We start from the raw sequence: 11,634 nt of genomic DNA, 5'->3' as shown, positions 1-11,634 counted from the left end.
GAGGGGGTGCGTGTGCGCCGGGCGTCCGGGGGGTGCGGGTTCGTCGGCGACCGCGGGCCCGGTGGGGCTGGTCGCGCAGTTCCCCGCGCCCCTGAAAAGCAGGGGCTGCGCCCCATGCTTTTCACCCTGCGGCACCGCCGCCTTCCAGGCCCGCAGGGCCTGGTCTTTTGGGGGCGCGGGGAACTGCGCGAGAAGCCCCACCGGACCCGCACCCGACAACGCCCCCGCACCGACTACGACCCCACCCGCTCAGCCGAGCGCAGCTCGAATCGCGTCGTCGATCTCCGGGTACCTGAACGTGAAGCCCGACTCCAGCAACCGTGTCGGAACCGCCCGCGTGCTGCCCAGCACATCACCGGCGACGCCCCCGAGAGCGAGCCGCAGCGCGGGCGCGGGCACCGTGAACAGGGTGGGCCGGTGCAGCACGCGCCCCATCGCCGCCGTGATCTCACGGTTGGTGCGCGGGGTCGGCGCCGTCAGGTTGAACGGCCCGGACAGCGACGGCGTGAAGAGCAGGTGCCGCAGAGCCGCGACCTCGTCGTGCAGGGAGATGAAGCTCCAGTACTGGCGGCCGTTCCCCATCCGCCCGCCCAACCCCGCCTTGAACAGCGGGAACAGCGGACCCCAGGCACCCCCGCCCCGGGCCACCACCAGCCCCGTACGGGCGAACGCCGTACGGATCCCGGCCTCCCGCGCGGCCCCGGCCGCCCCCTCCCACTCCACGCACAACGTGGACAGGAACTCCGACCCCGGCTCCGCCGACTCGTCCACCACCCGGTCGCCGGTGTAGCCGTAGAACCCGATCGCGCTGCCGTTGACGAACACGCTCGGCGGGGTGTCGAGCGCGGCGGTGGCCTCGGCGAGCGTCCGCGTGCCGCGCACCCGGCTCTCGCGGATCGTCGCCTTGTACGCGTCCGTCCAGCGGCGGGACGCGACCCCCGCGCCGGCGAGGTTGACGACGGCCGCGCAGCCCGCGAGCCCCGCCACGTCGACCCGTCCCGCGTCCGGGTCCCAGCGCACCTCGCCCCGGGCCCGGGGCTCCCGTCGCACGAGCCGGAGCACCTCGTGGCCGTCCGCGGTGAGGGAACGGGCCAGCGCCGCACCGATCAGGCCGGACGCACCGGCGATCGCGATACGGGAACCGGACGGGACGGGCGATTCATGGGCCATGGCCACCATCCTGCCCGGCGGAGGGCGCGCGGGGTCCCGGGGCACGGGATACCAGCCAGAACACACCGCCCGACCGCCGTGCCGCCGCCGTACAGTGGCCGCCATGCCCGTTCCGCACATACGCCTCGCGACCCCGGACGACGAGGACGCACTCGGCCGCCTCGACCGCGAGACCTGGTCCACCCTGCACTCCGTCCAGGAACGCCCCACACAGCCGCACGAGCCGTTCTTCAACGAGCGTTACGGCCCCCACGACCACCTGGTGGCCGAGCTCGACGGCAGAGTCGTCGGGTACATCCGCCTCGCCCTGCCTTCCGCACTCGCCTGTCACGCCCACGTCCGCCAGATCCAGGGTCTCGCCGTCGCGGACGAGGCACGCGGCTCGGGTGTCGCCCGTGCCCTGCTGCGCGCCGCGCAGGACGAGTGCCGGCGGCGCGGCGCCCGCCGGCTCACCCTGCGGGTCCTCGGCCACAACACCCCGGCCAGGAAGCTCTACGAGGCCGAGGGCTTCGCCGTGGAGGGCGTCCTGCCGGAGGAGTTCCTGATCGACGGGGCCTACGTGGACGACGTGCTGATGGGCCGTCGGCTCTGAGCAGCCCCGATCAGAGGTGACCGCAGGCACCGGATCCCGGCGGTCTCGACCCGCTCACGAGGTCACGAGGTCGCCCGTGTCCACCGGTGCCGTCGCGTTCGCGGCGCGCTCCGCGTCGGGGGCGACCTCGTCCACGGTGAGGACGTACCCCGTTTCCGCGTCCGAGGTGGAGCGGGCGAAGACGACGCCGAAGACCCGGCCGTCGGTGGTCAGGAGGGGGCCGCCGGAGTTGCCGGGGCGGACGGTGGAGCGGATGGAGTAGATGTCGCGGGTCACCGAGTCGGTGTTGTAGATGTTCCGGCCGGTCGCGTCGATACGGCTGGCGACCGTGGCCGCCTGGAGGTCCAGGCCCCCGTCCTCCGGATAACCGGCCACCACCGCCGCGTCACCGCGCCCGGCGCTGTCGTCGAAGCGCAGCAGCGGGGCCTCCAGACCCGGGACGTACAGGACCGCCACGTCCTTGTCCGAATCGAACAGCACGACCTTCGCCTCGTACGCCTTCCCCACGCCCCCCACCCGCACGGTCGGCTCGTCGATGCCGGCCACCACGTGGGCGTTGGTCATCACATGCTCGGTGGCGTACGCGAAGCCGCTGCCCTCACGGCCCTGGGTGCCCGCGACGCCCTCGATCTTCACCGTGCTGCGCTTGGCGGCGGCGGTCGCGGCCGCGGTGACGCTGTCGCCGGACGGTTTGGCGACCTCGGCCGTCGCCTCGTTCTCGAAGGGGTTGAAGACCTGGGGGAAGCCCGCCTCGGTGAGCGCCGAGGTGGCGTCGGAGAACCAGGCCGGGGTGGTCTCCGGCATGGTGTCCTGCACGGCGCCGAGCAGCGCGGAGTTACGGATCGAGTTGGTCACCACCGCCGACGAGGAGGCCCCGAGGACGCTCGCGGCCACCCAGGCCACGATCAGCACGGCCACCGTGTTGGCCGCGGCCCCGCCGATGCCGTCGGCCACGCGCAGGGGACTGCGGTCGATCTCCCGGCGCAGCCGCAGCGCCAGCCGGCCCGCCAGCTCGTGCCCGATGACGCCCGGCACCAGGACCGTCAGCACCGCCGTGACCGTCGCCGCCGGGGTGCCCGCCTCCACCAACTCCATCATCCAGGGCAGCACCCAGACGCCTATCGCCGCGCCGCCCACGAAACCGGCGAGGGACACACATCCCGCGACCAGGCCGCGACGGTAACCGGACGCCGCGTAGGCCAGGATCACCAGCATCAGCAGGATGTCGAGCACGTCCACTCCGACCGCCTCTCTCTAGGGACCCTGTAGTACGCGTGGCACGGGTGCAGTGATCAGCTCCGCACGCACGGCGCCCCGGCGGCCCGCCCGAACCGGCCATCGGCACGCCGTCTCCGCCCCGAATCGTAAAAACGTCCCGGACCACGGCGTTGGTTCCTTCCGCTTCGCCCGGGTGGCCCACTCCACATCGCGGCCGGCGGGCATCCGGGTGACTCTGGGGCCATGCGTGTGTTCCGGATGTCGCGGGGGGCGCGAATACGGCGGCTGCTCCGCGTGTGGCGCCGCCGCACAAGGACCCCGCGCGCCCCGGACCCGGCCCGGCAGCGGCCGCGCCGGTCCCACGGCAGCACGCGTCCGGCCCGGGAGCGTATGCGCCGGGTGCGGGAGCGTGCGCGCCTGGCCCGGGAACGCGTGGACCTGCCCCGGCCCGTCCTCCTGCTACTGGCCTGTCTGCCGGGACTCGCGGCCGTGCTCGCCCTGGTGCTGTTCGCGATCGGCGCGGACCGTACGGCCGAGCGCGCCGACGGGAGCGCCGAAACCCGGCCCGCGCGGCCGCACCAGGCGCCCCGGCCCGCCATCGTGCCCAGGTCCCGCTGGCTGGAGAAGGACGCGCCGCCCCAGCCGCCCGCTCGCTACGACGACGAGGTCGCCGCCGTCTTCATCCACCACACGGACTCCCCGAACGGCTACGACTGCGCGGACGCGCCCCGCATCATCCGCGGCCTCTACACCGGGCAGACCGACGCCAAGCACTGGGACGACATCGGCTACAACTTCCTCGTCGACCGCTGCGGCACCATCTACGAGGGCCGCGCGGGCGGCGTCGACCGGGCAGTCACCGGCGCCCACACCCAGGGCTTCAACCACCGCACCACCGGGATCGCCGCGCTCGGCACCTTCACCGCGGGCGTCCCCGTCCCGCAGGCCATGACCGACGCGATCGCCGCGCTCGCCGCCTGGAAACTGGGGCTCACCGACAGCGACCCCCGGGGCAGCGTCCGACTCACCTCCAGCAACAGCCTCAGCCGCTACGCCGCCGGCACCACCGTCCTGCTGCCCACCCTCGCGGGCCACAGCGACGGCTACATGACCAGCTGCCCCGGCGCGGCCCTCGCCGAGCGCCTGCCCGCGATCCGGGAACTGGCGGCCCACCTCCAGGGCCGGACCTAGGCGGCACATCTCATGATGTTCACAGACAGCGCGCCGTCACCTCACAGAGTTCTCCAAGATCCGCGCCCTACCTTCGTGGTCGTCACGCCGACCGGAGGTGGGGAAAATGATCAGCAGTCGTACGAAGCGCGCGTCCCGCGACCCGAAGAAGTCCTGGTCCTCGGCGCTGCGGAGCCCGTGGACGGTGGCCTGCGCGACCGCAGTCGTCGTGCTCGGCCCGTCCGCCGTCACCGCGTCCGCGCTGGAGCGCGCCAACTCGGCGCCCCTGCACGGAGCCTCGGCCCCTGAACACCAGGCCCCGGGCAAGGAACGACGCCACCACGGCGGGCCGTACACCACCGAGCCGTACGCGTACCTGCCCCGCACGACGAACCGCGGACTGCGCGTCTGACCCCGACGGTCCCCGGTCGGCCCAGGCCCGGAATCGCTAGGCCCGGAACCGCTCCCAGAGCTTCGGGCAGCGTTCCGCGAGCGCGGAGTCGTCCTCGAAGTCGAGCGGGGTGCCCTCGGGTTCGCCGGGCGGGGGCGGGATGCCGAGGTCCGGGGCGACCACCCCGGTGAGCTGCTCGTACGCCTCGTCCGCGGCGTATCCCAGCTCCTCGGCGTCCCCGTCGATCTCCTCGTCGAAGTCGTCCAGCAGATCGGCGAGCGCGTCGGGGTCGTGCACCGCGCCCTCGAAGACCTCCCGGCCCTGGCCGATCAGCCAGCACCGGAAGTAGTCGAACGCGTCGTCACTGGCACCGCCCAACAGCACCGTGGCGGCGCCCCAAAGGTCCCAGGTGTACGCGCGGTTGTAACGCGACTCGAAGTGGCGGGCGAAGTCCAGTACCGCCTCCGGGTCCAGTCGGCCGAGCCGTTCCACGAGCAGGTCGGCCTGGTCCTCCGGATCGCCCTCGGCGTCCTCGCGGGCCGTGTCCACCAACTCCCAGAACTCCGTCTCGTCCATCACTGGTCCAGCATCGGGCCTGGACGGGTGGGGCGCACGTCAAGAACGACCCATTCTTGTCTCATGGAGCCTCGTACAGCTCCGCCAGCCGGCGCGCGTCGTCCGCGAAGCGCTTCCGCAGCCCGGCGGGAGCCAGCACCTCGGCCTCCGCTCCCAACGCGATGAGCTGGGTGTACGCCACGTCCTCCGACTCCACGCGGAGGGCGACGGTCACCCGGCCGTGCTCGTCCGGGGTGTCGGCCACGGCACTCAACGCGTCCCGGGCCGACACGGGGTCCACGACGTACGGCAGTCTCCGCACCCCCTCCGCCGACAGCCGCACGACGACCTCGGCGCGCAGGATCGATCGGGCGAATCGTTCCGCCTGCTCGTCCCAGTAGGACGGCAGATCGAACTCCTCGTCCCGGGTGAAGCGGTCGTCGCCGGTGTCGACGGTGGTGAAGCGATCGATGCGGTAGGTACGGAAGACCCCCGAACCCGACCGCGCGCCGGAGCCGGCACCGGACGGGGCGTCCGCGTCGGGGACCCGGGCGCACAGGTACCAGACGCCGGCCTTGAGCACGAGACCGTACGGTTCCAGGGCGCGCTCGACCTCGGTGGATCCCTTGCGGTACCGCGCGACGATCCGGCGGTCGTCCCAGACCGCGTCCGCCACGACGGGCAGCAGCTCGGGCGTCTTCGGCTCCTTGAACCAGCTCGGCGCGTCGAGGTGGAACCGCTGGGAGGCCGTACGGGAGGCGTCGCGGAGGGAGGGGAGGAGGGCGGCGGACACCTTGAGCCGGGCGGCGGAGGCGGCGTCCTCCAACCCCATCTCCCGCAGCGCGCCCGGCACACCGCTGAGGAACAACGCCTCGGCCTCGGTGCGGGCCAGCCCCGTCAGCCGCGTCCGGTACCCGCCGATCAGCCGGTACCCGCCGGCCCGGCCGCGGTCGGCGTAGACCGGTACCCCCGCCTCCGACAGCGCCTGGGCGTCCCTCGTCACGGTCCGCTCCGACACCTCCAGCTCCCGCGCGAGTGCGGCGGCGGTCATGGAGGGCCGGGACTGAAGCAACAACACCATCTTGATCAGCCGGGCAGCACGCATGGGTGCCATGATGCCGGGCCGGGGTGACAAAAGGGGGTGGGTTGTCGGGTGCGTTCTTCGGGTGCGGGTCCGGTGGGGCTTCTCGCGCAGTTCCCCGCGCCCCTGAAGGTGCCTTCGGCCCTTCGACGAAAAGCACGGGGCGCAGCCCCTGCTTTTCAGGGGCGCGGGGAACTGCGCGACCAGCCCCCACCGGACCCGCACCCGAAGACGAAACCCGCGCCCCCGAGCTAGGAGGCGCCCCCTACAGCCCGTACCGCTCCCGGGCCTCCTTGACGGCCGTCGCCTTGACCTCACCCCGACGCGCGAGCTGCGCCAGCGCCGCCACCACGATCGACTGCGCGTCGACCCCGAAGTGCCGCCGCGCGGCCTCACGGGTGTCGGAGAGCCCGAAGCCGTCCGCCCCGAGCGACGAGTAGTCCTGCTCCACCCACTGCGCGATCTGGTCGGGAACCTGCCGCATGTAGTCGGAGACGGCCAGCACCGGCCCCTCCGCCCCCTGCAGCGCCTGCCGCACGAACGGCACCCGCTCCTCACCCCGCAGCAGCGCCGCGTCCGCCTCCAGCGCGTCCCGCCGCAGCTCGCTCCAGGACGTCGCGGACCAGACGTCGGCCGCCACCCCCCACTCCTCCGCGAGCAGCTTCTGCGCCTGGAGGGCCCAGTGGATCGCCGTACCGGAACCGAGCAGCTGCACGCGCGGCGCGTTCGCCACCGGGGACAGCCCCGCCGACTCGGCCGTGTTGAAGCGGTACAGGCCCTTGACGATGCCCTCGTCCACGCCCGCCACGGCCGGCTTCGCGGGCTGCGGCAGCGGCTCGTTGTAGACGGTCAGGTAGTAGAAGACGTTCGGGTCCTCGTCCGGCGCGGCCTCGCCGTACATCCGGCGCAGACCGTCCTTGACGATCGTCGCGACCTCGTACGCGAACGCCGGGTCGTACGTCAGCGCCGCCGGGTTCGTCGCCGCGATCACCGGGGAGTGGCCGTCGGCGTGCTGCAGGCCCTCGCCCGTCAGGGTCGTACGGCCGGCCGTCGCACCGACGAGGAAGCCGCGGCCGAGCTGGTCGCCGAGCTGCCACATCTGGTCGGCGGTCCGCTGCCAGCCGAACATCGAGTAGAAGATGTAGAACGGGATCATCGCCTCGCCGTGCGTCGAGTACGACGTCGAAGCGGCGATGAAGTCGGCCATCGAACCGGCCTCGGTGATCCCCTCGTTGAGGATCTGCCCGTCCTTGGCCTCCTTGTAGTACATCAGCTGGTCACGGTCGACCGGCTCGTACGTCTGGCCCTTGGGGGAGTAGATCCCGAGGGACGGGAAGAGCGACTCCATACCGAAGGTGCGCGCCTCGTCGGGGACGATCGGCACCCAGCGCCGGCCGGTCTGCTTGTCGCGGACAAGGTCCTTGACCAGGCGGACGAAGGCCATGGTCGTCGCCACGTTCTGCGAGCCGGAGCCCTTGTCGAAGGCGGCGAAGGTCTTGTCCGCGGCGGCCGGGAGGGGCGCCAGGGCGTGCGTACGGCGGGCGGGGGCCGGGCCGCCGAGGGCCGCGCGGCGCTCCTGGAGGTAGCGGACCTCGGGGGAGTCTGCGCCCGGGTGGCCGTAGGGCACGACCCCGTCGACGAAGTCGCTGTCCTTGATGGGGAGTTCGAGCAGATCACGCATCTGCTTGAACTCGTCCGTCGACAGCTTCTTCATCTGGTGGTTGGCGTTCTTCGACGCGAAGCCCTCACCGAGGGTGAAGCCCTTGACGGTCTGCGCCAGGATCACGGTCGGCGCGCCCTTGAACTCGACGGCTGCCTTGTAGGCGGCGTACACCTTGCGGGCCTCGTGACCACCGCGCGAGAGGTGGAAGCACTCCAGGATCTTGTCGTCGCTCAGCAGCTTCGCCATCTCGACGAGCGCCGGGTCCTTGCCGAAGAAGTCCTGGCGGATGTAGGCGGCGTCGCGGGTCTGGTACGTCTGCACCTGCGCGTCCGGTACCTCGCGGAGGCGGCGGACGAGAGCGCCGGTCGTGTCCAGCTGGAACAGCTCGTCCCAGGCGGAGCCCCAGAGCGACTTGACGACGTTCCAGCCGGCGCCCCGGAACTGGGCCTCCAGCTCCTGCACGATCTTGAAGTTCGCGCGGACGGGGCCGTCGAGGCGCTGCAGGTTGCAGTTGATGACGAAGGTCAGGTTGTCGAGACCCTCGCGGCTCGCCAGCGCGAGTGCGGCCGTCGACTCCGGCTCGTCCATCTCGCCGTCGCCGAGGAACGCCCACACGTGGGAGTTCGAGACGTCCTTGACGCCGCGGCTGGTGAGATAGCGGTTGAAGCGCGCCTGGTAGATGGCGGAGAGGGGGCCGAGGCCCATGCTCACCGTCGGGAACTCCCACAGCCAGGGCAGCCGGCGCGGGTGCGGGTACGACGGGAGGCCGTCGCCGCCCGACTCGCGGCGGAAGTTGTCCAGGTGGGACTCGTTCAGCCGGCCGTCGAGGAAGGCGCGGGCGTAGATGCCGGGGGAGGCGTGGCCCTGGATGTAGAGCTGGTCGCCCGAGCCGTCGGCCTCCTTGCCCTTGAAGAAGTGGTTGAAGCCCGTCTCGTAGAGCCAGGCGGCGGAGGCGAAGGTGGCGATGTGGCCGCCGACGCCGTACTTGGAGCCACGGGTGACCATCGCGGCCGCGTTCCAGCGGTTCCACGCGGTGATACGGCGCTCCATCACCTCGTCACCGGGGATGCCCGGCTCGGCGGCGGTGGGGATGGTGTTGACGTAGTCCGTCTCGAGCAGCTTGGGCAGCGCGATGCCGTTGCCCTCCGCACGCTCCAGGGTGCGGCGCATCAGGTACGCCGCGCGGTGCGGCCCGGCCGCCTTGGTGACGGCGTCCAGCGAGGCCTGCCATTCGGCGGTCTCCTCCGGGTCGCGGTCGGGGAGCTGGTCGAGCGCGCTCGGCTGGATGGCGTTGGGGTCGGTCATTGCGCCGCCTTCCTCAGTCGAAGGGGGTTCCCTCATCGGTAAGGGTTCGGGGGTTGCCCTTGGTCTTTGGCAGGACAGGGCGAGGGCTTCGGTGGAAGCCCGTCGGCGACTGTAACCCGCTGATCGATGATCGATCAAAGGGTTGCGGGCAAAATATCTTGATCACGAGAAAGTCGGCACGGGGTGCCTCCGGTGGAGACACCGGGTGCCTTGGTGGTCCCGGGTTTGTGCAGGTGGGGCGGCGTTTGAGCGGGGGTTCGCTCAACAGCTCGGGGGTGCGGGCGCGTTGGCGGGTGCGGGTGCGTGGGGGTTGCTCGCGCAGTTCCCCGCGCCCCTAAAAGCTTCAGGCCCCTGCGGGCCTGGAAGACGACGACCCCGCGGGCCTGGAAGACGACGGCGCCGCAGGGGTGAAAAGCGCGGGGCGCAGCCCCTGCTTTTCAGGGGCGCGGGGAACTGCGCGACCAGCCGCCACCGACCCGCAGCCGCCCACGCACCCGAACCCCCGAGCTACTGGGCGCCCTTACACCGGCTTGTCGCGCCCTTACACCGGCTCGTCGTCCGTGTGCGGCGCACACCCCAGCACATGCGCCTTCACCAGGTCCGCGATCCGAGGGTCACGCCGACGGAACGCCGCCACCAACTCCTCGTGCTCCTCGGCGTACGACTGCTGAACCGTCCCCAGCCACCGGATCGACAGCGCCGTGAAGACCTCGATCCCCAGCCCCTCCCACGTGTGCAGCAGCACCGAGTTGCCCGCCGCCCGCACCAGCTCACGGTGGAACGCCACCGTGTGCCGCACCTGCGACGTACCGTCCGCGTTCCGGTCCGCCTCGTACAACGCCGCCACGTGCGGCTCCAGCGCCGAGCAGTCCTCCGCCAACCGCTCCGCCGCCAGCTCCGCCGCGATCGCCTCCAGGCCCGCCCGGACCGGGTAGCTCTCCTCCAGATCGGCCGCCGTCAGGTTCCGCACCCGCACGCCCTTGTTCGGCGCGGATTCGATCAACCGCAGCGACTCCAGCTCACGCAGAGCCTCCCGCACGGGCGTCTGGCTGACCTCCAGCTCCGTCGCGATCCGCCGCTCCACGATCCGCTCGCCCGGCTTCCACCGCCCGCTCACGATCCCCTCCACGATGTGCTCGCGGATCTGTTCGCGCAGCGAGTGGACGACGGGCGCGGTGGTCATGCGGGCTCCTTCGGCGGGGGACAGAGCCCCAAGGGCGTTGACCTCTAGACAATAAAGCCGTGGCCGTCCGGTGGAGAGGCGCACGGGGGTGCTTTCGCGCAGGTGAGACGAGACTTACACGCTCCCATGGGGGACCGGTTTGTAAAGACCCGTACCGGCCAGGCTCGGGGGCCTCGTCCCGAACCCGGCGCGAACACGGCGGTGCCCCGCCCGGAGAACTCCGGACGGGGCACCGCCGTCGTGCGTGTATCAGGGACTACAGACCGAGCTCGACCTCGAACTCGCCCGCCTCCAGGATCGCCTTGACGGCCGTCAGGTAACGGGCCGCGTCGGCGCCGTCCACCAGACGGTGGTCGTAGGAGAGGGTCAGGTACGTCATGTCGCGGACGCCGATGACCGTGCCCTCCTCGGTCTCGATGACCGCCGGGCGCTTGACCGTGGCACCGATGCCGAGGATCGCGACCTGGCCCGGCGGCACGATGATCGTGTCGAAGAGCGCGCCGCGCGAACCCGTGTTGGAGATCGTGAAGGTCGCGCCGGACAGCTCGTCGGGCGTGATCTTGTTGGCGCGGACCTTGCCGGCCAGCTCCGCCGTGGCCTTCGCGATGCCGGCGATGTTGAGGTCGCCCGCGTGCTTGATGACCGGGGTCATCAGGCCCTTCTCGGAGTCCACCGCGATACCGACGTTCTCGGTGTCGAAGTAGGTGATCGTGCCTTCGCCCTCGTTGATCTTGGCGTTGATCGGCGCGTGCGCCTTCAGCGCCTGGGCCGCGGCCTTGACGAAGAACGGCATCGGGGAGAGCTTGACGCCCTCACGGGCCGCGAAGGAGTCCTTCGCCCGGGCACGCAGCTTCATCAGACGCGTGACGTCGACCTCGACGACCGACGACAGCTGCGCCTGCTCGTGCAGCGCCTTGACCATGTTGTCGCCGATGACCTTGCGGATGCGCGGCATCTTGACGGTCTGGCCACGGAGGGGGGAGGCCTCCAGGCTCGGCGCCTTCTTGGCGGCGGAGGCAGCCGGGGCGGCAGCGGCCGGAGCCGGAGCGGCGGCGGCCTTCGCGGCCTCGGCGGCGGCGATGACGTCCTGCTTGCGGATACGACCGCCCACGCCGGTGCCCTTGACGGAGCCCAGGTCGACACCGTTCTCGGCGGCGAGCTTGCGCACCAGCGGGGTGACGTAGGCGCCCTCGTCGGTGGCCTTGGTGGCGGCGGAGCCCGCGGCCGTCGCGGCCGGAGCCGGAGCGGCCGGAGCGGCCGGGGCGGGCGCCGGAGCGGCCGGAGCTGCGGCGGCGGGCGCCGGAGC

The 11,634-nt window shown here is 71.9% G+C and carries 10 protein-coding genes; 3 read left to right on the top strand and 7 right to left on the bottom strand.

The features are described from left to right. Positions 1-249: 249 nt before the first annotated feature. Positions 250-1,170: a TIGR01777 family oxidoreductase gene (locus tag P1P70_RS31215; protein ID WP_319243739.1), complete on the bottom strand. Its 921-nt coding sequence runs from the start codon at positions 1,168-1,170 to the stop codon at positions 250-252. 103 nt (positions 1,171-1,273) lie between these two features. Between P1P70_RS31215 and P1P70_RS31210 the strand changes: the two genes are divergently transcribed. Next, positions 1,274-1,762: a GNAT family N-acetyltransferase gene (locus P1P70_RS31210; protein ID WP_319243737.1), complete on the top strand. Its 489-nt coding sequence runs from the start codon at positions 1,274-1,276 to the stop codon at positions 1,760-1,762. Positions 1,763-1,816: 54 nt separating this feature from the next. On the opposite strand, the gene P1P70_RS31205 is transcribed toward P1P70_RS31210, so the two are convergent. Beyond that, positions 1,817-3,001 (bottom strand): MarP family serine protease, encoded by a 1,185-nt coding sequence (locus P1P70_RS31205; protein ID WP_319243735.1) that lies wholly within the window; start codon positions 2,999-3,001, stop codon positions 1,817-1,819. Between the two features lie 369 nt (positions 3,002-3,370). On the opposite strand from P1P70_RS31205, the gene P1P70_RS31200 reads away from it, so the two are divergent. After that, positions 3,371-4,171, top strand: coding sequence for a peptidoglycan recognition protein (locus tag P1P70_RS31200; protein ID WP_413471586.1), 801 nt, complete (start codon positions 3,371-3,373; stop codon positions 4,169-4,171). 106 nt (positions 4,172-4,277) lie between these two features. Continuing rightward, positions 4,278-4,562 (top strand): hypothetical protein, encoded by a 285-nt coding sequence (locus P1P70_RS31195; RefSeq protein ID WP_319243731.1) that lies wholly within the window; start codon positions 4,278-4,280, stop codon positions 4,560-4,562. A gap of 36 nt (positions 4,563-4,598) precedes the next feature. On the opposite strand, the gene P1P70_RS31190 is transcribed toward P1P70_RS31195, so the two are convergent. The 5 genes from P1P70_RS31190 to sucB all read right to left on the bottom strand — a co-directional run. Next, positions 4,599-5,117, bottom strand: coding sequence for a DUF4240 domain-containing protein (locus P1P70_RS31190; RefSeq protein ID WP_319243741.1), 519 nt, complete (start codon positions 5,115-5,117; stop codon positions 4,599-4,601). 61 nt (positions 5,118-5,178) lie between these two features. After that, complete coding sequence (locus P1P70_RS31185; protein WP_319243729.1) at positions 5,179-6,201, bottom strand: helix-turn-helix transcriptional regulator; 1,023 nt, start codon at positions 6,199-6,201, stop codon at positions 5,179-5,181. 241 nt (positions 6,202-6,442) lie between these two features. After that, positions 6,443-9,145 carry a pyruvate dehydrogenase (acetyl-transferring), homodimeric type gene (gene aceE / locus P1P70_RS31180; RefSeq protein ID WP_319243727.1) on the bottom strand — a complete coding sequence of 901 codons (2,703 nt, stop codon included), beginning with the start codon at positions 9,143-9,145 and terminating at the stop codon, positions 6,443-6,445. A gap of 541 nt (positions 9,146-9,686) precedes the next feature. Beyond that, positions 9,687-10,328, bottom strand: coding sequence for a GntR family transcriptional regulator (locus tag P1P70_RS31175; RefSeq protein WP_220649358.1), 642 nt, complete (start codon positions 10,326-10,328; stop codon positions 9,687-9,689). A gap of 256 nt (positions 10,329-10,584) precedes the next feature. Beyond that, positions 10,585-11,634, bottom strand: a 1,050-nt coding sequence (gene sucB / locus P1P70_RS31170; RefSeq protein ID WP_319243724.1) for a 2-oxoglutarate dehydrogenase, E2 component, dihydrolipoamide succinyltransferase, incomplete at its 5' end; no start/stop codon positions are given.

The organism is Streptomyces sp. MB09-02B, from assembly GCF_033794485.1.
Lineage (GTDB): Bacteria > Actinomycetota > Actinomycetes > Streptomycetales > Streptomycetaceae > Streptomyces.
This window is presented reverse-complemented; position numbering and strand designations above follow the sequence as displayed.